At 70.2% G+C, this 20066-nt stretch carries 20 protein-coding genes; 4 read left to right on the top strand and 16 right to left on the bottom strand.

The genetic code is table 11. The features are described 5' to 3' along the window. The first annotated feature begins 11 nt into the window (after positions 1-11). Positions 12-653 carry a DUF1707 SHOCT-like domain-containing protein gene (locus BLR90_RS07805; RefSeq protein WP_091024194.1) on the top strand — a complete coding sequence of 214 codons (642 nt, stop codon included), beginning with the start codon at positions 12-14 and terminating at the stop codon, positions 651-653. Between the two features lie 12 nt (positions 654-665). Here BLR90_RS07805 and BLR90_RS07810 read toward each other — a convergent pair whose 3' ends face one another. The 5 genes from BLR90_RS07810 to BLR90_RS07830 form a co-directional block, all read right to left on the bottom strand. Further along, on the bottom strand, positions 666-1931 hold the full coding sequence (locus tag BLR90_RS07810; RefSeq protein WP_091024196.1) for an ABC transporter ATP-binding protein: 1266 nt from the start codon (positions 1929-1931) through the stop codon (positions 666-668). Between the two features lie 4 nt (positions 1932-1935). Further along, complete coding sequence (locus BLR90_RS07815; RefSeq protein ID WP_091024198.1) at positions 1936-2763, bottom strand: carbohydrate ABC transporter permease; 828 nt, start codon at positions 2761-2763, stop codon at positions 1936-1938. Next, a complete protein-coding gene (locus BLR90_RS07820) occupies positions 2763-3728 on the bottom strand; it encodes a carbohydrate ABC transporter permease (protein ID WP_091024200.1) in 966 nt (321 codons plus the stop codon). The genes BLR90_RS07815 and BLR90_RS07820 overlap by 1 nt, the downstream gene beginning before the upstream one ends. Further along, the gene (locus BLR90_RS07825) at positions 3725-5047 is read right to left on the bottom strand and encodes an extracellular solute-binding protein (RefSeq protein ID WP_170254341.1); all 1323 of its coding nucleotides are present in this window, start codon (positions 5045-5047) and stop codon (positions 3725-3727) included. The genes BLR90_RS07820 and BLR90_RS07825 overlap by 4 nt, the downstream gene beginning before the upstream one ends. Positions 5048-5176: 129 nt before the next feature. Further along, positions 5177-6112 (bottom strand): alpha/beta fold hydrolase, encoded by a 936-nt coding sequence (locus BLR90_RS07830; protein WP_170254340.1) that lies wholly within the window; start codon positions 6110-6112, stop codon positions 5177-5179. 89 nt (positions 6113-6201) lie between these two features. Here BLR90_RS07830 and BLR90_RS07835 point away from each other — a divergent pair, with 89 nt between their 5' ends. Continuing rightward, positions 6202-7038, top strand: coding sequence for a lipase family alpha/beta hydrolase (locus tag BLR90_RS07835; protein ID WP_091024206.1), 837 nt, complete (start codon positions 6202-6204; stop codon positions 7036-7038). Here BLR90_RS07835 and glpX read toward each other — a convergent pair. The 5 genes from glpX to BLR90_RS07855 are packed head-to-tail and all read right to left on the bottom strand — an operon-like array spanning position 7003 to position 10925. Next, on the bottom strand, positions 7003-8016 hold the full coding sequence (glpX, locus tag BLR90_RS07840; protein WP_174812377.1) for a class II fructose-bisphosphatase: 1014 nt from the start codon (positions 8014-8016) through the stop codon (positions 7003-7005). The genes BLR90_RS07835 and glpX overlap by 36 nt on opposite strands. 23 nt (positions 8017-8039) lie before the next feature. Then, positions 8040-9023, bottom strand: coding sequence for a sulfate/molybdate ABC transporter ATP-binding protein (locus BLR90_RS07845; protein ID WP_091024209.1), 984 nt, complete (start codon positions 9021-9023; stop codon positions 8040-8042). Continuing rightward, a complete protein-coding gene (locus BLR90_RS07850; protein WP_245715206.1) occupies positions 9005-9802 on the bottom strand; it encodes an ABC transporter permease in 798 nt (265 codons plus the stop codon). Before BLR90_RS07850 ends, BLR90_RS07845 begins: the two co-directional genes overlap by 19 nt. Next, positions 9799-10533, bottom strand: a complete 735-nt coding sequence (gene modA, locus BLR90_RS21235; protein ID WP_218029426.1) for a molybdate ABC transporter substrate-binding protein — start codon at positions 10531-10533, stop codon at positions 9799-9801. The genes BLR90_RS07850 and modA overlap by 4 nt, the downstream gene beginning before the upstream one ends. Further along, on the bottom strand, positions 10530-10925 hold the full coding sequence (locus BLR90_RS07855; protein WP_091024213.1) for a TOBE domain-containing protein: 396 nt from the start codon (positions 10923-10925) through the stop codon (positions 10530-10532). The genes modA and BLR90_RS07855 overlap by 4 nt, the downstream gene beginning before the upstream one ends. Positions 10926-11049: 124 nt before the next feature. Between BLR90_RS07855 and BLR90_RS07860 the strand changes: the two genes are divergently transcribed. Further along, complete coding sequence (locus BLR90_RS07860) at positions 11050-11601, top strand: DUF4245 family protein (RefSeq protein WP_170254339.1); 552 nt, start codon at positions 11050-11052, stop codon at positions 11599-11601. Here BLR90_RS07860 and BLR90_RS07865 read toward each other — a convergent pair. Together BLR90_RS07865 and xseA are read right to left on the bottom strand one after the other, a co-directional pair. Continuing rightward, the gene (locus tag BLR90_RS07865; protein ID WP_091024217.1) at positions 11598-11804 is read right to left on the bottom strand and encodes an exodeoxyribonuclease VII small subunit; all 207 of its coding nucleotides are present in this window, start codon (positions 11802-11804) and stop codon (positions 11598-11600) included. The genes BLR90_RS07860 and BLR90_RS07865 overlap by 4 nt on opposite strands. Further along, complete coding sequence (gene xseA / locus BLR90_RS07870) at positions 11801-13048, bottom strand: exodeoxyribonuclease VII large subunit (protein WP_091024219.1); 1248 nt, start codon at positions 13046-13048, stop codon at positions 11801-11803. Before xseA ends, BLR90_RS07865 begins: the two co-directional genes overlap by 4 nt. A 141-nt stretch (positions 13049-13189) precedes the next feature. On the opposite strand from xseA, the gene BLR90_RS07875 reads away from it, so the two are divergent. Further along, complete coding sequence (locus BLR90_RS07875) at positions 13190-14191, top strand: 4-hydroxy-3-methylbut-2-enyl diphosphate reductase (protein ID WP_091024221.1); 1002 nt, start codon at positions 13190-13192, stop codon at positions 14189-14191. Here BLR90_RS07875 and BLR90_RS07880 read toward each other — a convergent pair. Genes BLR90_RS07880 through BLR90_RS07895 form a run of 4 tightly spaced genes read right to left on the bottom strand, consistent with a single transcriptional unit; the run spans position 14169 to position 20010 of the window. Then, entirely contained in the window at positions 14169-14627 is a 459-nt protein-coding gene (locus BLR90_RS07880; RefSeq protein WP_170254338.1) for a GtrA family protein, read from the bottom strand. The genes BLR90_RS07875 and BLR90_RS07880 overlap by 23 nt on opposite strands. A gap of 28 nt (positions 14628-14655) precedes the next feature. Beyond that, positions 14656-16416 carry a glycosyltransferase gene (locus BLR90_RS07885; RefSeq protein ID WP_091024225.1) on the bottom strand — a complete coding sequence of 587 codons (1761 nt, stop codon included), beginning with the start codon at positions 16414-16416 and terminating at the stop codon, positions 14656-14658. Beyond that, the gene (locus BLR90_RS07890) at positions 16413-18083 is read right to left on the bottom strand and encodes a hypothetical protein (RefSeq protein WP_091024227.1); all 1671 of its coding nucleotides are present in this window, start codon (positions 18081-18083) and stop codon (positions 16413-16415) included. The genes BLR90_RS07885 and BLR90_RS07890 overlap by 4 nt, the downstream gene beginning before the upstream one ends. Continuing rightward, the gene (locus tag BLR90_RS07895) at positions 18076-20010 is read right to left on the bottom strand and encodes a cellulose biosynthesis cyclic di-GMP-binding regulatory protein BcsB (RefSeq protein ID WP_170254337.1); all 1935 of its coding nucleotides are present in this window, start codon (positions 20008-20010) and stop codon (positions 18076-18078) included. Before BLR90_RS07895 ends, BLR90_RS07890 begins: the two co-directional genes overlap by 8 nt. Positions 20011-20066: the final 56 nt, after the last annotated feature.

Here is a 20066-nt window from a genome sequence, read left to right on the forward strand (position 1 = left end):
CAGTCGTGCTCATGGACGGAGAGCTGGAGCGCCGGCCCGACCGGAGCCGGCTGCGGATCTCCGACGCCGAGCGCCACCGGGTGGCCGAGATCCTGCGCGAGGCGGCCGGTGACGGTCGGATCGACCTCACCGAGCTCGACCAGCGGCTCGAGGCGACCTACGCCGCCAGGACGTACGGCGACCTGGTGCCGATCACCCACGACCTGCCCGCCCATCGTGACCCGGTGGCGTCCCCGGCACCGGCACCGGCGACGGCGCCCGTCGACACCCGCACCCAGCGCCGGTTCGCGATCCTCAGCGGCGTCGACCGCTCGGGTGTCTGGACGGTGCCCGAGCACCTCACGATCCTGTGCCTGATGGGCGGCGCCAACCTCGACCTGCGCCAGGCGACGTTCGCCGCGCGCGAGGTCGTGATCACCGTCAACGCGTTCATGGGCGGTGCCTCGATCATCGTCGGCCCGCACACGCACGTCGTGGTCGAGGGGATCGGCGTCATGGGCGGCTACTCCGGCCCGTCCGGGCTGGTCGACGCCGTCCTCGACGAGTCGTCACCGACGGTGCGGATCAAGGGCGTCGCAGTGTGGGGCGGCGTGTCGGTGGAGCGCAAGCAGATGCCCGGCCCAGGCCGCGGGAAGCGGCTGGACCGGGCATAGGTTCTGCTGCTGTCAGCTGCCCTCGGCTGCTGCCGTCTGCTCGTCCGCGACGCGGCTCTCGGCCGCCATCTCCTGGGCCGGGTCGTGGCCCTGCTCCAGCGCCGGCACCCGACCGGCGTTGGCGGTGTCGATGGTGAGGTTCTCACCGGTGGCGGGGTCGAACAGGTGCATCTTCGAGGTGTCGACCCAGATCTCGGCGTCGTCGCCCTCGGCGACCCGGCTGGACCCGTCGAGCGAGACCACGAGCTGGGTGCGCAGGGTCTCGCCGTCGAGGTCGCGCTCGAGCTGCTGGAGCTGCTCGAGCACCTCCGGCGGCGCCTCGAACGGGATGTAGGCGTAGGCGGTGTTGCCGAGCCACTCGACCACGTCGATCTTCGCGCGGAACGTCGAACCCTTCCGGGAGGCGTCGACCACGGAGGCGTCCTCGAACGACTCGGGCCGGATGCCGGCGATCAGGAGGCCGCGGCCGGCCGCCCGCTCCGCCTTCTCGGCGGAGATCTCGACCTTGCCGAACGGCAGCTCGACGGACGTGCCCTCGACCTTCGCGGGCAGGAAGTTCATCGGCGGGGAGCCGATGAACCCGGCCACGAACAGGTTGCCCGGGTTGTCGTAGAGCTCCCGCGGGGTCGCGAGCTGCTGGAGGATGCCCCGCTTGAGCACCGCCACGCGGTCGCCCAGCGTCATCGCCTCGGTCTGGTCGTGGGTGACGTAGACCGTGGTGATGCCCAGCTTCTTCTGCAGCCGCGCGATCTCGCTGCGCATCTGCCCACGCAGCTTGGCGTCCAGGTTGGACAGCGGCTCGTCGAAGAGGAACGCGTCGGCGTCACGCACGATGGCCCGACCCATGGCCACCCGCTGGCGCTGGCCACCCGACAGGTTGGCCGGCTTGCGGTCGAGGTGCTCGTCGAGCTCGAGCGTCTTCGAGGCGGCGCGCACCTTCTCGTCGACCGTCTTGTCGTCGGTCTTGGCGAGCCGAAGCGGGAACGCGATGTTCTCGTAGACGGTGAGGTGCGGGTAGAGCGCGTAGTTCTGGAACACCATGGCGAGGTTGCGGTCCTTGGGTGCCAGGTCGTTGACCTTCCGGTCCCCGATGACCATGTCGCCGGAGGTGATGTCCTCGAGGCCCACGATCATCCGCAGCAGCGTGGACTTCCCGCAGCCGGACGGGCCGACCAGGATCATGAACTCCCCGTCCTGCACGTCGATGGAGACGTCGTTCACCGCCGGGAACCCGTCGCCGTACTTCTTGACGATGTTCTTCATGTCGATGGCAGCCATGAGATCAACCCTTCACTGCGCCGGAGGTCAGGCCGGCGACGATCTTGCGCTGGAAAATCAGGACGATGATGATGATCGGGACCGTGACGACGACCGAGGCCGTCGCCAGCTGCCCGTACGGCGGGTTGAACGGGTCCGGCCCGACGAAGTACGACAGCTGAGCAGGCACCGTGCGCGACCCCGTCGTCGAGGTCAACGAGATGGCCAGCACGAACTCGTTCCAGGCGAAGAAGAACGTCAGGATCGCGGCGGTGAAGACACCGGGTGCCGCGAGCGGGACGATCACCTTGCGGAAGGCCTGCCACGACGTGGCACCGTCGACCTGGGCCGCCTGCTCCAGCTCCCACGGGATCTCCCGGAAGAACGCTGCGAGGGTCCAGATCGCCAGGGGCAGCGTGAAGGACATGTAGGGGATGATCAGGCCGGGCCAGGTGTTGAACAGCCCGAACGTGCGCCACATGTCGAACAGCGGCCCGACCAGGGCGACCACGGGGAACATCGCGATCGCCAGGGCCAGGGACAGCACGGCGCGCTTGCCGCGGAACTCCAGCCGAGCGATGGCGTAGGCCGCCAGCGTCGCGAACACGACCGACAGGAACGTCGCGATCAGCGCGATCCCGAAGGAGTTGCGCAGCGCGTCGAGGAAGTCGGGGTTGTCCAGGATGTCGCGGTAGTTCTGGAGCGTCGCGTCCTTCGGCAGGAACTGTGGGCTTCCGGCCGCGGTCTCCTCCGGGGACTTGAACGACAGCGAGATGATCCAGGCCACGGGCAGCAGGCACCACACGAGGATGAGCACGAAGCCCGCTCCGGTGCCGAGGTTGTTCTTCTTCATCAGCCTTCACCCCTCGCCTGGGCCAGGTCGACCCGGAACAGCTTCACGATCAACCACGCCAGCAGCAGCACGGACAGGAACAACAGCACCGAGAGAGCCGAGCCCAACCCGAGCTGTAGCTGCTCGATCACCTGCCGATAGGTCAGGAACGACGAGGACTCCGTGTCTTGTGCTCCTCGTGTCATCACGAAGATGTTGTCGAAGATGCGGAAGGCGTCGAGTGCCCGGAAGAGCACGGCGACCATGATCGCGGCCCGCATGTTGGGCAGGATCACCTTGAACAGCCGCTGCCACCAGGTGGCGCCGTCGACCTTCGCGGCCTCGAGCATGTCCTCGGAGACCTGGGAGAGCCCGGCCAGCAGGAGCAGCGACATGAACGGCGTGGTCTTCCAGATCTCGGAGACCATGATCGCGAACATCGCCGGCCAGTGGTCGCCGAACCAGTTGGTGTCGGGGCCGATCCACGGCAGCCACTCGAACCAGCTGTTGACCCAGCCGTTGTTGATGCTGAACGTGAACTGCCAGGCGAACGCCGAGACCACGGTGATGATGCCGTAGGGGATCAGGATCGAGGTCCGCATCAGGCCGCGGGCGAAGATGATGCGGTGCATCACCATCGCGAACGCGAAGCCGATCACGAGCTCGACGGCCACGGTGATCACCATGATCAGCACGGTGTTGAACGTGTCCTGCCAGAACAGGGAGTCGCCGAGGATCGTGGTGTAGTTGCCGATGCCCACGAACTCCTTGTCGTCCGGAGCGGTCAGCCGGTAGCGGAACATCGAGAGGTAGAGCGCCTGGATCATCGGCCACGCGGTGACCAGCAGCATCAGGATGACGGCCGGGGCCACCAACCTGAGACCGAGGCGGTTCTCCGACACGGAGCGCGCGGTGGCGGGCGCCTTGCCCAACTTGCCCGGCCGGCGCGGCTCCTGCGCCGCCGCTGGTGCGACGGAGGTGCTCACAGCAGGCTCCTTTGCTGGAGGATGTCGTCGATGAAGGACTTGGAGTCCGCCGGGGTGTCGGAGTCGACGCCCGAGGCGGGGTGCCAGGTCCCCTGGATGGCACCGGAGATGTCACTCCAGTAGGGGGTGACGCTGCGCGGGGTGGCGGCGTCCAGGGACTCCTGGAACAGGTCGAGCAGCTCCTGCGGGTAGATCTCGGCCAGGGCGGGGTACTCGTAACCGCCCTCGCTGGCCGGCATGTTGCCGGTCAGCTCGGCGTTGACGCCCTGGTTCTCCGCGTTGGTGATGCACTCGATGGCCTGCATCGCCTCCTCGGTGTGCTCGGAGAAGGCACTGACGCCGACGCCGATGCCGCCGTACGGCGGGTGCGACTCCTCGCCCTCCACCGTCTGCGGGTAGCGGGCGAACCCGAGGTCTTCCTTGACCTCCGGCTGGGCCGCGTCGTAGTTGGTCCAGATGTAGGTCCAGTTGGTGAGGAACGCACCGACGTCGGAGCCGAAGGTGGCACCGGCCTGGCCCTCCTGGGCGATCGACAGGTCGGACGGTGCGGCCTTGGAGCTCGCGAGCTTCTCGATCACCGCGGCCGCGGCCTTGCCGGCCTCGTCGTCGATGTCGATCGAGAGGTCGACGCCCTTCTCGGTCTCGCTGACGATGTCGCCGCCGGCTCCGGCGATGAGGGCGTTGATCCACACGACGTAGCCCTCGTACTTGTTGGCCTGGACCGCCACGGTGCCGCCGCCCTTGTCGGCGGCGTCGATGATCTGGTCCCAGGTGACCGCCTGGCTCATGTCCAGGCCGGCCTTCTCTGCGAAGGACTTGCGGTACCAGAGCACCTGCGTGTTCGACCAGAACGGTGCGACGACCAGCTGGTCCTCCCAGGTGGCGGCCTCGGCCGCACCGTCGAAGGACTGCTCGCGGAACTTGTCCTGAAGGTCCTGCGGGATCTCGGCGAGGTAGCCGGCGTTGGCGAACTCGGCCGTGAACGGCGGGTCGATGCTCATGATGTCGATGCCGGTGTCCTCGGCCGCGAGCCGCCGGATCAGCTGGATCCGCTGCTGGTTGGCGTCCTGCGGGAGCACCTGGACCGAGATCTTGTAGGCGCCGTCGCTGGCCTCGGTGCAGTTGGCCGCGACCGCTGCCTGTCCGCCGGCGTCCGGGTTGGTGTACCAGACGAGCTCGGGCACACCGCTGTCGTCGCCGGAGGAACAGGCCGCCAGCAGGCCGCTGGCCAGGGCGAGCGAGGCCGCGACGGCGAGACCGCGGCGCCGACGACGTCCGCCCCCTCCGCGACCCCTCGGTGGTGCGGATGCGTGCGTCATGCGGCCCCTCCCCGAAATCATGTGGCTGTGGTCACATGGTCTAGTCCTGATCGCCGCGTTTGTCCACTGCCCGCAGGGGTGAGGCGATCCTGCTCAGAGAATGCTCAGGAGGTTGGTCAAGGCGCTCGGTCAGGCCCGGTCGGCGGTACGCCGGATGCCGCTCGCGATGGTCTCGTAGAGCGGCCGGGGCATGTCGTGGCCCATGCCGTCGATGAGCAGCAGCTCGGCTCCCGGGATCGCCGCGGCGGTGGCGCGGCCCCCGGAGACGTGCACCATCCTGTCCGCCAGGCCGTGGATCACCAGTGCCGGGACCTTCAGGCTCTTGAGCCGTGCGGACCGGTTGGGCTGGGTGACGATCGCCATCATCTGGCGCACGACGCCGGACGCGCTCACGCCCCGGTCGAAGGTCTCCCCGGCGCGGGTCGTGATCGTCTCGTGGTCCAGCGGGAAGCCGGGGGAGCCGATCAACCGCCACATGGTGGCGCTCGACTTGATGTAGGCCTCCCGGCCCCGTCCCCGCGGTGCGAGCAGGGTCGGGGTGAGGTTGGGGTGCTGCCAGCCCACGGTGCGCTTGCCGGTGCTGGACATGATGCTGGTCAGGCTGCGGATGCGCCGCGGTTGGAGGATCGCCATCGTCTGCACGATCATCCCGCCCATCGACACGCCGACGACGTGGGCCGACTCGAGGCCGAGGTGGTCGAGCAGGCCGAAGGCGTCCTCGGACATGTCGTCCAGCGTGTACGGCGGCCGTGCCCGGGTGCCGGCGGCGACGGCGCGCAGGAGCGCCGTACGGCCGACCCGGACGCCGACCCGGCTCGAGCGGCCGGTGTCGCGGTTGTCGTAGCGGATGACGAAAAAGCCCTTGCGCGCCAACAGCCGACAGAGGTCCTCGTCCCACCAGGTCATCGGGCCCCCGAGTCCCATGACGAGCAGCAGCGGGTCGTCGTCGGGGTCGCCGAAGGTCTGGTAGCAGAGCTCGATCCCCTTGTTCACAGGGGCGAACAGCTCACCGGAGACGGTCACCTCCGGTTCGGGAGCGGCGCGGCGTGAGGCAGGCGTTGGCATACCCAGAGTCAACCGCACAGAACAAGAGCGGTCTTCAAATGGGTCGAATTGGCGCCGAGTTGGTGTTACTTCGGCGTAACGTCATCGCGGTGAGCACCTCGACCTTGGCCTCGTTCCTCCTTCCGGAGGGCTTCGCGAGGCCTGCCGTGGCCGCCGTCCTGCGGGAGGGCAGCCTGGTCGCGGAGGCCGGCCGCTACGCCCTCCACTCGGTCGGCCAGCGGCGCGAACGACGCAGTGCCCCCTACACCGGACGCCAGACCACCCGCGAGGCCGACCCGGTCCTGCTGGTGCCGGGCTTCATGGCCGGCGACTCGTCGCTGACGTTCATGTCCCGGTCGCTGCGTGCGCAGGGCTACCGCACCTACCGCTCCCACATCCGCGCCAACGTCGGCTGCACGCTCAACGCCGCCGCCCAGCTGGAGGCGCGGCTCGAGTCGATCGCGATCCGCCGCGGCTCCCGGGTGCAGATCGTCGGGCACAGCCTCGGCGGCATGCTCGCCCGCGGGATCGCCGTACGACGACCCGACCTGGTGTCGGGCATCGTCACCCTGGGCAGCCCGATGCTCGCGCCCGGCGCGCACCACCGCGCGCTGACCGCCGGGGTCGACGTCCTGATCCGGCTGAGCCGGGCCGGCATCCCCGGCCTGATGTCGGAGGAGTGCGTCGCCGGCGGGTGTGCGCGGCAGAGCTTCGAGGAGAGCCAGGAGCCGATGCCCCACGACGTGTCGTTCACGTCGATCTTCTCCAAGCGCGACGGCATCGTCGACTGGCGGGCCTGCGTCGGACCGACGGCGCACGCGATCGAGGTGACGGCCTCCCACATCGGGATGGCCCTCGACCCGCGGGTCATCGACCACGTGGTCGGGTCGCTGCGCCGGACGGCGCAGACCTCAGTGCTCGAAGTCGACCGAGGAGTAAGCGCGTAGCTTCTGGAGCTTGTGCTCGGAGGTGATCGACCGGATCGTGCCGCTGCGCGAGCGCATCACCAGCGAGTGCGTGGTGGCGCCCCCGGCCCGGTAACGGACCCCGCGCATCAGCTCACCGTCGGTGATGCCGGTGGCCACGAAGAAGCAGTCGTCGCCGGTGACCAGGTCGTCGGTGCCGAGCACGAAGTCGGGGTCGAGGTTGTGGCCCGCGTCGGTGGCCTTCTGCCGTTCCTCGTCGCCCTGGGGCCACAGGCGGCCCTGGATGGTGCCGCCGAGGCACTTCATCGCGCAGGCGGTGATGATCCCCTCGGGAGTGCCGCCGACTCCCAGCAGGAGGTCGATGCCGGTCTCGGGGCGCGCGGCCATGATCGCGCCGGCCACGTCGCCGTCGGAGATGAACTTGATCATCGCGCCGGTCGCCCGGATCTCCTCGACCAGCTGGGAGTGGCGCGGCCGGTCGAGCAGGACGACGGTGATGTCGGAGGGGCGAGAGCCCTTGGCCTTCGCGACCTGGTGGATGTTCTCCGCGACGGGGTAGCGGATGTCGACGACGTCGGCGGCCTCGGGGCCGGTCACCAGCTTCTCCATGTAGAAGACCGCCGAGGGGTCGTACATCGAGCCGCGGGGCGAGACGGCGAGCACGGAGACCGCGTTGGTCATGCCCTTGGCGGTCAGTGTGGTGCCGTCGATCGGGTCGACGGCCACGTCGCAGTCAGGGCCGGTGCCGTCGCCGACCTGCTCGCCGTTGAACAGCATCGGGGCCTCGTCCTTCTCGCCCTCGCCGATGACGACGGTGCCGTTCATGCCGATGGTGGCCAGCAGCACCCGCATCGCGTTGACCGCGACCGCGTCGGCGCCGTTCTTGTCGCCCCGTCCGACCCAGCGGCCAGCAGCCATCGCGGCGGCCTCGGTCACCCGGACCAGCTCCAGGGCCAGGTTGCGGTCGGGAGACTGGGGGGCGACGTCAAGGCGTTCCATAGGGCGCATGTTAACGGTGCCGGTCAGCTCACGGCGTACGCCTCGACGGCGGTCTCCTTGACCGACAGCCAGACCTGCTGCCCCGGGGCCAGTCCGAGCTCCGCGGCGGCGGCGGGGGTGACGTCGGCCAGCAGGTCCGGGTCGGCGGCGACCAGCAGGCGTACGGCGTCGCCGTGGGGGACTGCGCTCACGACCGGCCCGGCCCACTGGTGCCGGGCCGAGCCCTCGGGTCGGTTGAGGGACACCGTGACCGCGCGCGGGCTGAAGGAGCGGTAGGTGTCGCCGTCGCGGATGACGTTGAGCCCGACCAGCCTGGCCACGTGGTCGGTGCGCGGACGGGCGGCGACCTCCCGGGGGGTGCCGGCCTGGGCGACGGTGCCGCCGTCGAGCACGAGCACCTGGTCGGCGAGAGTGAGGGCGTCGAGGGCGTCGTGGGTGACGAGGAGCGTGACGCCGGCGAAGTCGCGCAGGTGGCGGGCGAGCTCGAGACGCAGCGAGGTGGCGACGCCGACGTCGAGGCCGGCGAAGGGCTCGTCGAGCAGCAGCAGCGCCGGGTCGGGCGCGAGGGCCCGGGCGATGGCGACGCGCTGCGCCTGGCCGCCGGACAGCTCGCCGGGCCGGCGGTCGGCCAGGTCGTCGATGCCGAACCGCTCGAGCCAGCCGTGCGCCGCGGCCTCCGCCTCGCGCCGCGGCGTACGGCGTGCCCGGAGGCCGAAGGCGACGTTGCCGAGGGCGCTCAGGTGGGGAAACAGCGACTGGTCCTGGAAGACGTAGCCCAGCCGGCGCTCGCGGACCAGGCGTCGCGGCGTGGTCCAGCTCTCGCCGTCGACCGTGATCTCGCCCTGCATCTCGACCAGCCCGGCGACGGCCCGCAGCAGCGTGGTCTTGCCGGCGCCGTTGGGCCCGATCACGGCGACGACGGCGCCGGGCTCGGCGGTGACGGCGGCATCGAGCCGGCCGGGCACGGCGACGGTCGCGTGGAGGCCGGTCACGGTGTCGTCAGCCATCGGTTGCGCAGGGCCGCGAGGATCGCCACCGACGCGACCAGCAGGATCATGCTCAGCGTGCGGGCGACCTCGGGGTCGCCCTGGAGGGTCGTGTAGATCAGCGACGGCATCGTCTGGGTCGTGCCGGGGTAGTTGCCCGCGAACGTGATCGTCGCACCGAACTCCCCGAGCGAGCGGGCCCAGGCCAGCGCCGACCCGGCGAGGATCCCGGGCATCGCCAGGGGCAGCGTGACCCGGCGCAGGGTCTCCCACCGCGTGGCACCCAGCGTCGCCGCGACGACGTCGTACCGCTCTCCGGAGGAGCGCAGCGCGCCCTCGACGCTCAGCACGTAGAACGGCATCGAGACGAAGGTGTGGGCGATCACGACGGCGGTCGTGGTGTAGGGCAGCGTCACGCCGAAGGCATCGTGCAGCGGGCCGCCGACCACGCCGTTGCGGCCCAGGGCGGTCACGAGCGCCACGCCCGCGACGACCGGCGGCAGCACCAGCGGCACGGTCACCGCCGCGCGCAGGAGTGACCGGCCGGGGAAGTCGACGCGGGCCAGGAGCCAGGCCAGCGGCGTGCCGAGGACAAGGCAGCCGACCACCGTGAGCAGCGAGGTCAGCGCCGTGATCCGGAGCGCGTCGAGCACCGCCTCGCTGCCGAGCAGCGAGAAGAAGCTGCCCCAGGGGGTGTCGACCACGAGCGTGAGGAGCGGTACGACGAGCAGGGTCGCCGCCACCGCCGCGAGCGCCACGAGCGGTGTGGGTGGGCGGCCCAGTGCGGCCTGCTGGCTCACGGCGTACCGAACCCGGCGTCCCGGAGGATCTGCTGGCCGGACTCCGCGAGCACCAGGTCGACGAACTCCTGGGCCAGGTCGGCCTCCTCGGACTGGTCGAGCGGCGCGATCGGGTAGGTGGTGACGACCTCGGCGGCCCCCGGGATCTCGAAGGTCTGCACGGCCGCACCAGCGGCGACCGCGTCGGTGGCATAGACGAGCCCGGCGTCGGCCTCGCCGCTGATCACCTTCGCCAGCACGGACTTGACGTCGACCTCGAGGCTGGCCGGCTCCGCGGCGAGACCGGTGGCGGCGATGAGCGTGGCCGCGACCTTGCCGCACGGGGCGGTGTCGACGCAGACGACGTAGGTCACGTCGCCTGTCGCGAGGTCGTCGTACGACGTGATGCCGGCCGGGTTGTCGGCAGGGGTCACGAGCACCATCGTGTTGGTGGCGAAGATCTCCGGGTCGGCGGCCAGGGCGTCGGCGGCGCTGTCCATGGTGGCGGTGTCGGCGGTGGCGAGCACGTCTGCCGGCGCCCCGCCGACCGCCTGCTCGGCGAGGGTGGCAGAAGAGTCGAAGGCGAGCTCGACCTCCACGTCCTCGTGCTCCCGCTCGAACTCCTCGGCCAGGGTCGTGAACGACTCGGTCAGCGAGGCGGCCGCCAGCACCGTGATCTTGGAGGCGGCGTCGTCCCCGGCGCCGCACGCGGCGAGGGGCAGGAGCAATGCGAGGGTGAGCAGGCGTGTCATGGGCGCTCCACCACGACGTTGGTGGACTTGACCGAGGCGACGGCGCGGACCCCCGGCGCCAGCCCGAGCGCGTCGGCGGCCTCGCAGCTCATCAGCGAGACGATCCGGTAGGGCCCGCAGATCAGGTCGACCTGGGCCATCACGGTGTCCTTCTTGACGCGGGTGACGATCCCGGTGAGCCGGTTGCGTGCGCTGACCGTCGCCGCACGGCCCGGGTCGGGGTCGCGGGAGTCGGCGAGCGACTCGGCCAGCACCGCCAGGTCGGAGCCGTCGACGACGGTGCGGCCGTCGAGGACCGAGGCCCGCAGCCGGCCGGCCTCCACCCAGCGCCGCAGGGTGTCGTCGCTGACGCCGAGGACCTCTGCGGCTTCCGCAACTCGGTAGGTGTTCACGCAGCCAGTGTGCCGCAGGTGCGGTCAGGTGACCAGCCACAGTGCCGTGACTGCGGTTCTTTCAGGCGCCGGGTGGGCGAGGGTCGGCACTCGCGCAATCTACGTCACCTGTGAGGATGGGCCCGTGAGCGAGAGCGAGAAGCCGGGCAAGTACGCGCGGTCGGCCAACGGCCTGATCGCCTCGCTGGTCGTCACCGTCGTCGCCGTCCTGGCCTTCGTGGGGTTCCGCGCCGTGACCAGCAAGGACCTCGAGGTCCGGCCGGAGCCGGTCGACTACCTGGAGACCGTCGGGCTCGCGCAGGACTCCGACCTGACGCTCGTCTACCCGCCGACGCTGCCGGAGGGCTGGATCGCCACCAACGTCGCGTTCGTGCCCGGTGACCGCCCGGCGTTCGGGCTCTCGATCCTCACCGACGACGAGACGTTCATCGGGGTGCGCCAGGAGGACGAGTCGGTGGCCGACCTGCTGGAGACGTACGTCGACGAGGAAGCCAGCGAGCAGGGGACCACGGAGTTCGACAGCCGGATCTCGACCACGTGGGAGACCTACACCGACGAGGGCGGCGACACTGCCTACGCGACCGAGCTCGGCGACGACACCCTGCTGGTCTACGGCTCGGCCGACGAGGGCGACCTGCGGCTGCTGCTCGAGTCGCTGACGGTCGACCCGCTCTAGTCCTCGGCGGAGTCTTCGCCAAGCACGGTGTCGAGGCGCTGACGGGCGCCGTCGAGCCACTCCTGGCAGATGGTGGCCAGCTGCTCGCCGCGCTCCCAGAGGGCCAGGGACTCCTCGAGGGTGGTCCCCCCGGTCTCGAGGCGGCGTACGACGTCGAGCAGCTCTTCGCGGGCCTGCTCGTAGGACGGCTTGTCGTCGGTCATCGGGACTCTTCCTGGGCGGTGACGGGATCTGGGGCGACGCTGTCGACGGTGGCGTGGATGCGGCCGTCGGCGACCCGGACGCTGACGGCGGCGCGGGCAGCGACGCCGTCGACCGAGGTGAGCACGTGGCCGTCGGCGTCCTGGACGACGGCGTAGCCGCGCTGGAGGGTGGCCAACGGGGAGAGGGCCCGGGCGCGGGCCCGCTGGTGGCCGATGTCGTCGGCGGCGCGGTCGAGCGCGTGCCGGACCGTACGACGGCAGCGGTCGCGCAACGCGGCCAGCTCGTCGCCCCGGTCGTCGAGCAGAGAGCGCGGGTCGGCGAGCGACGGGCGGGACCGCAGCGCATCGAGCCGCGACTGCTCCTGGTGCACCAGCCCCGAGACCGAGCGACGCATCCGGTCGCGGGCGAGACCCAGGCCGGAGAGCTCCTGGTGGACGTCGGGCACGACGAGCTTGGCGGCGTCGGTGGGAGTGGAGGCGCGGACGTCGGCGACCAGGTCGAGCAGCGGGGAGTCCGGCTCGTGGCCGATCGCCGAGACCACCGGAGTGCGGGCCTTGGCGACCGCGCGGATCAGCCCCTCGTCGGAGAACGGCAGCAGGTCCTCGACCGCGCCGCCGCCCCGGGCGATCACGATCACGTCGACTTCTGCGTCCCGGTCGAGCCGGTCGAGCGCCTCCATCACCTCGGCCGCGGAGCGGGTGCCCTGCATCGCGGCGTGCACCACCACGAACTCCACCGCCGGCCACCGGCGCCTGGCGTTGTCGAGCACGTCGCGCTCGGCCGCCGAGTTGGGTGCCGTGATCAGCCCGACCTTGCCCGGCAGGAACGGGAGCCGCCGCTTCAGCTCGAGCGCGAACAGACCCTCGGCCGCCAGCAGCTGCCGGCGCTGCTCGAGCCGGGCGAGCAGCTCGCCGAGCCCGACCATCCGGATCTCGCGTGCGTAGAGCGACAGCGTGCCCCGGTTGGCGTAGTAGGACGGCTTGGCGTGGATCACGACGCTCGCGCCCTCCACCAGCGGCGGGTTGAGACCGTCGTACAGCACGCGCGAGCAGGTCACCGGCACCGAGATGTCGGCCACCGAGTCGCGCAGCGTCAGGAACACCGTGCCGACCCCCGGCCGCCGGCTCACCTGCGCCACCTGCCCCTCGACCCACACCGCACCCAGCCGTTCGACCCAGCCCGAGATCGCGGTGGCGATCTGACGGACCGGCGCCGGTGCCTGCGCGGAGGTCTGCAGAGCCATGCCGCGACCCTAGGCCAGCCGAGCCACCCCGTGGCGTTGACCCGTCACAAACTCAGCGGAGGCCACGTTGACCCGCCCGAAAGTTTCGGGCGGGTCAACGGGGAGTCGGTGAGGAACGGGGCCGCCCGTAGACTGGGGAGCATGACGACCGACCTCGGCACGCCGCGCCTGCTCTCGCCCGAGGAGGCCGACAAGGCCGTCCTGCTGGCGGCCCCGCGTGGCTACTGCGCGGGGGTCGACCGGGCGGTGGTGACGGTCGAGAAGGCGCTGGACCTCTACGGCGCGCCGGTCTACGTGCGCAAGCAGATCGTCCACAACAAGCACGTCGTGGCCGACCTCGAGTCGCGCGGCGCGATCTTCGTCGAGGAGCTCGACGAGGTGCCGGCCGGCGAGACCGTCGTCTTCTCCGCCCACGGCGTCTCTCCGGAGGTCCACCGCCAGGCCGAGGAGCGCGAGCTCAAGACCATCGACGCGACCTGCCCGCTGGTGACCAAGGTCCACCACGAGGCCAGGCGGTTCGCCGACGACGACTACGACATCCTCCTGATCGGCCACGCGGGCCACGAGGAGGTCGAAGGTACGGCGGGCGAGGCCCCCGACCACATCCAGCTCGTGCAGGGTCCCGAGGACGTCGCCGGCATCGTCGTACGCGACCCGGCGCGGGTCGCGTGGCTGTCACAGACCACGCTCTCGGTCGACGAGACGCTGACGACGGTCGCGGCCATCCGGGAGCGCTTCCCGCTGCTGCTGGACCCGCCCAGCGACGACATCTGCTACGCCACCCAGAACCGCCAGCTCGCGGTGAAGGAGATCGCCGAGGGCGCCGACCTCCTGATCGTGGTCGGCTCCGGCAACTCCTCCAACTCCGTACGCCTGGTCGAGGTCGCCCTCGAGGCCGGCGCCAAGGCGTCCTACCGCGTCGACGACGCCTCCGAGATCGACGAGTCGTGGCTCGACGGCGTCCGCACCGTCAGCGTCACCTCGGGTGCGAGCGTCCCGGAGGCCCTGGTCGACGGCGTGCTCGCCTACCTCGCCGAGCGCGGCTACCCCGACGCCAAGGCGGTCCACAGCGCCGAGGAGTCGCTGATCTTCTCGCTGCCCAAGGAGCTGCGCCGCGACCTCAAGGCCGCGGGTCGGAGCTGACCGCCTCGTCGGCGGTGGCGCCCATCGTGGGCCACACCACCCACCGGTAGGCCGCGAAGTTCAGCACGAAGCTGACCCCGATCGCGAGCACTTTCACGACCAGCACCAGCAGGTCGCCGTCAGCGAGGCAGTCGAGCAGCCGCAACAGGCCGTGGATCACCAGTGGCTGCACCAGCCACATGGTCAGGCCGGTCGTGGCGAGGAAGAGTACGGCGTGGCGCAGCGTCAGGCGGTCGGCGCGGAACGTGAACAGCCCGTTGACCACGAAGCTGAACGTCATGCCCGCGCTGGTGGAGACGAAGTTGGCGCCGATGATGCCGATCCGGTCGTGGAGCACCATGAACAGCACGATGTCGATGACCGTGTTGGCCACCCCGACGACCGCGAACCGCCCGAGCACGACGTGTCGTCGGGGGACGGTGTCAGGCTCGGTCATGGTGCGCCGAGGGTAACCGGTCACCGCCTCAGACATGCGCCTCGGACTCGTAGTCCTCGGTGAGTCCGTGTGGTGTCTTCTCCCATCGATGGGGGTCCCAGATTACCTGGTAGAGAGCCCGCCAGGCCGCGATGCTGTGGAGGAGCCAGTAGACGGGGCTGAAGATCGCGAAGATTCCGATGCGCCAGTTGTAGCGCCAGGTGGCGGCCAGCCCGGCGGAGACGATCATGACGAGGTTGCCGACCACGAACGTCGCGACGCTGACCTGGACGAGGGCTGGCGGCAAGGTCAGCCCGATGAACTGGACGCCGATGTACGTCGCGATGGTCAGGCTGAGTGCCAAGGGGTAAGCGAGGAACGCCAGCGGAGTGGCGATGATCAGGCCGGCCATGCCGATCACCCCTCGGACGCCGACGGCGCGGGCGAACCGGGCCGGCCGCCGGGTGTTGACCGCCGCGGTGATCATGTAGCCCTTGATCCAGCGGGTCCGTTGCTTGATCCAGGCCCCGATGTGAGCACACGCCTCCTCGCCTGTGGAGGAGGGAATGACGGCCACCCTGTAGCCCATGAGGCTGGCTCGTAGCCCGGCGTCGGCGTCCTCGGTGACGTTGTAGGGGTCCCACCCGCCCATGTCCCGCAGGAGACTGACGTCGAAGTGGTTGGACGTGCCGCCCAGCGGCAGCGGGAGTCGTGCGGTGTCCATGCCGGGCAGCATGGCCTCGAACCAGTGGGCGTACTCGATGGCGAACATCCTCGTGAGGACGTTGTAGTCAGCGTTGAAGTAGTGCAAGGACGCCTGGACGATCGCGAGTGGAGGCCGTGCGCTGGTGCCGGTCTCGCGCTCGAAGCGGTCTCGCTCGAACGCCTCGACGGCGGTGCGCAGCTGCTGTGGGTCCGGGCGGTCCTCGGCGTCGAAGATGACGGCGTACTTGCCCCGCGCGAAGGCGAGCCCGTAGTTGCAGGCGCGGGGCTTGGTCTGCGGGGTCCCGGGGGGCACGATCACCACCCGCATGTGGTCGGGCAGCGCCATGCTGCGCGCTACGTCGATGGTCTCCTGGTCGTCCGCCTCGAGCAGGAGCATGACGTCGAGCTTCGAGGAGGGGTAGTCGATGGCGCCGAGGTTGGTCACGAGCTTGGCGACGACGTTGGCCTCCTTGTAGGCCGGCACCAGCACGGTGTACGCCGGGAGGTCGGAGTCGTCCGAGAACGGCTCCCACACAGCAGGAAGACCACGACGGAGGCGCTCGCGCACCTCCGCCAGGTCACGCCTCGACCGCAGCAGGTTGCGGGTGGGCACCAGGAAGGAAGCGATGATCTTGAACGCGATGTTGGTCAGGAACAGCAGGTTCGCGATCACCAGGAGCGTGACCAGTGCGTCCAGGGGGTCCCAGGCGAAACCGGCTGCCAGCATCGCCACCGCCGCGAGTGGCAGGCGTCGTTGCCACGCGCTGAGCCCCGAGCGAGCCGAGGCGAGCGGGCGTTCTGTGGCCAGCCGGTCCGCGGACTCGAAGAGCAGCTGGTCGCGGTGGGCGAGCTCGAACGAGTTGCGCAACGCCGCTGGGCTCGTGGTCCGGAACTCGATCGGCCCGGCCCCGAAGAGCTCGGCGGCCACTCTCGCCGCCTGCTGGGTCGGCGGTACGGCCGTGGCGATGACGAGGGTGTCGCCGTTCCGCCTCCAGGGGATCCACCCCTCGCGCATCGCCACGCGGTAGCTCATCCGTGCCATCAGCGCTGCGTCCGGTGGCTCGAGGACCAGGTCGACGCTGGGGTCGTCGTTCACGATGGTCATCCGACTGGTCCGATCCGCCGGTAGATCCCGAGATCCGCGATTGCGTAGACGAGCCGGAAGCGCGCATGGAACTGCGGATCGGGCATCAGCGCCTCAGTGACGAGATCGACGCCGGTCTCCGTCGCACTGTCGGTGACCTGCTCGCGATGCATGAACACCCAGCGGGCGTGGCTGTAGGGGTCGGCGATAGCTTCCTCGAACACGTCGCCGGACGCTCGGGTGAAGAACTCGTCGATCCGCAGCCCGAGGATCGGTGCTATCGACGACTTGTCTGGCGTCTGGTCCATGAGGATCCCGCCCCCGTCGTAGTGGGTCCTCAGCCACTCCCCGGCGGTCTTCACACGTTGGTAGGCCACGTGTTGGTCCTGGGCCTCCTCTATGACCGTCATCCGTTCGCCCGGTCTCTCGGTCCACCACAGGTTCTGCGCGGTGACGGCGATCGTGCAGGCGAGGACCAGCGGCAGCCAGAGCCGGGACAGATGCCGGACCAGCAGATGGACGCCGACGCCAGCGAGCAGGGCGAGCCAGGGGATGGCCGAGAGGACGTAGCGATTGTTGTAGGCCCCGGTCGGCAGTGACTTGTCGTTGACCATGATGTGCTGCCCGGTCGTGAGGCTGAAGAGCAGGAACGCGGTCGAGGTGGCTGCCGTCCAGACGATGAGTGAGCGGTTGTCGAGTCCCCAGTGCCACGTCATCAGCAGCAGGCCGACCCCGGCCGCCACTAGTGCCACCAGGCCAGCTGTCTCCATGAGTGCCCAGCTGAGGACGGCGAACGACAGCCCCAGGTTGCCCTTGGTGGTCAGCTGGCCCTTGTCGATGAAGACTTGGGTGAACGCGGCCGCGGAGTACTGGCCGCTCAGGAACTCGAAAGGACTGCCGTACGTGGCCATGTTGTAGGCCAACCACCACGCCGCCGCGGCCACGCCGGGAGCCGCGAACGCCGCGGCATAGCCGGCCACCCGCCGCCACGAGTGCCCGCGACGCCGACTGGCTGCGATGACGACGACCATGGTGCTGAGCACCAGGGGCCACGCCTCGTACCGCGTGAGTACGCCGGCCGCGGCCGGCAGGCCCGCGAAGACGGCCAGCTCACCACCGCTCAGCTGTCGGGAGCTGTGCACCCATCCGGCGACCCCGGCGATCGTGCACAGCATCGCGGCGATGAGGACGGGCTCGGTGAGGGCGGTCGTGAACACGTACAGCAGGCTGGGGTTGGCGACCAGCAGGAGCAGGCTCACGACCCGTCCGCCGAGGCCGAGGCCGAGGCGTGCCGTGATCCGCCACATCGCGGTCGCCGAGGCGCCGAGGCACAGGGTGCCCACGATGCACCCGGCGACCCCGGTCCGGAAGAGCCACATGTTCTGCACCAACGGCATCAGGAGCAGGTGGGGCAGCGGCAGCCAGACGGTCCCGAGCTGGGCCAACCCCGGGGCCTTGTTGTCGATCACGCGACGCGCGATGGTCAGGTGCGCCATGGCGTCGCCGTAGTCGAGGTTGGTCCCGTTGCGCACGGTGTAGATCGACGCGAGGGTCCCGATCGCGCAGGTGAGGACGAAGACCGGGACGCTCCCGGCTACCCGGCGCTTCCCGGCTGCGGGCGCGGAGGCAGGGACGACTACGGGTGCGGGTGCGGGTGCCGGGCGCAGATCGACCACGGCGTCACTCACGCTCTCCTGGGCCGCCGAGACACTCCTGGGCGCGGACGAGATCGCGGACGGCGCGTTGACGCCGGCTCGCGAGCGCCATCTGGAGGAGCAGCACAGCACCGACGAGCGCGGCTCCGCCGATCAACCACCACACCTTCGACCGTTGCTCGTCGACCCGGTCGGCCTGTGGCAGCACCGAGTCGGTCGAGAGGTTGAACGGCTCCTGGTCCGGCGTGGCGATCAGCAGGTCCTCACGCAGCGCACGCCATCCGGAGTCCGTGACGCTGGCCACGACCTCGGACTCGAGGTCCCTCTCGGAGGTCTCGGTGTCCGGGGTCCATCCCCCGAGCATCAGGATGTGCCGACTGTCGTTGGAGACGGACTCCAACGCCGCGAACGGGCGAGCGGTGCCGATCTGGAAGGTCTCCTCGGCCATGTCGATCAGCTGGATCTCCGCGAGCCGCAGGGGTGCCCCGATCGCGGCGGAGTCGGCGTACGACGCCCCTACCAGCAGTCCGGACTGGTTCCCGTTGATCAGGTCGTCAGGGCTGACCAGCCTGACCGTCAGCGGGTGTGTGGCTGCACGTTGCAGCGCGGAGAGCAGCGAGGCCGCGGCAACCGCGTCGCCCAGCGTTCTCGCCGAGGTGTTGCGTAGGGCCACCGGGACGTCGCCGCCGAAGACCTGGGGATAGAGCTCGAAGCCTGTGAGGCGGCCGGCGCCGCGCTCGGCCGTGATCACCGAGCGGGTCCCGTCGATGTCGAGCAGGGGGGGAGCATGCGTGGCGGCATCGCCGCAACGGCCGTCTTGCGGGAATGCCTGCAGCACGACCTGGAGACCGTTGTCGGCACGCAACAGGACCGAGTCGACCGTGATCGGCAGGTGGAACTGGGCCTCGTCATCCAAGAGGGTCGACCCGACGAGCACGTCGTTGAGGAACACGTCGACCTGGGCGTTGATCCCCTGGACGGCGGTGTGCGTCCCCACGAGGTCGATCTCGAGCGAGTCGATCGGACCTCCGAACTCGTCCTGGGGGATGCCGACGTACACGTCCGTCTGTCCCCACCCCGACAGGCGGAGCCGCTCGGCTCCGAGGTCTGCGAGTGACGACCGGGTGTCGAGGTCGGAGTCGGCCACGCGCAGGGACATGCCCTCGGCGGTCTCGGCGTCAGCGATGGCCAGCGCGTCGGCTCGCAGCGCGCGCGCGGCGTCGACCACGGCTGGTCCGGAGCCCTTGATGGTGAGGGTGGGGATCCCGCGTTCGACCCCGACGGTCGACGTGATGGGCCCTCCGCCCCCCGGCACGAAGCGGACCACTCGCTGCCCGGCCCCCACACGCGGAACCGGCTCGCCCGCGGGGGACAGGGTGACCGGCACCCCGGCCGGGTACTTCTGACTGAGCGCGACCACCGCGGTGAGCCCGGCCTCGACCAGGAAGTCGTCCGCGGAGTCCGGTACCACCACGTCGACGCGTGATGCCGTGGCGGGAAGGAAGGCGGCGACGGACGTGGGGGCGGACTCGCTACCGGTGAAGGCGAGCCGGAGGTGGCTCAGGCGGGTGAGCGCCGGTGCACTGCCGGCGACGCAGCGGTCAGCGGTCGGTGCGTCGTACTCCAGACCCACCGAGATGGCCCCGTCCGCCTCCAGGTCGCGGGCCGAGACGGGGATCGTCACCCACTGGCTGGGCCGGGCCGGCACGGCTCGCACCAGGCGCCCGTGGACCGAGATCCGGACCTGCCCACCTTCGGCGTTCTCCACGTTCAGCAGCCCGCGGAGCGCACTGGGCGTGACCCCGTCGGGCACGACCAGACGGGTGACATTGGGCTGCGAGCTCTGGGTCGTGAGCGACTGAGGCAGCGCCAGCTCGTCGGCGGCAGCCGGAGCGGTGGGAGTCATGAGCAGGATGACTGCGGCGAAGAGAGCAGCAGTCGTCGACACGATCGTTTGCATCCGGTCCCCCCCAGGATCGCGCTGCCAGAAAGGAGCCCCCCACAGTCCTCCCCGCA

The organism is Nocardioides szechwanensis (assembly GCF_900103935.1).
GTDB classification, from domain to species: domain Bacteria; phylum Actinomycetota; class Actinomycetes; order Propionibacteriales; family Nocardioidaceae; genus Nocardioides; species Nocardioides szechwanensis.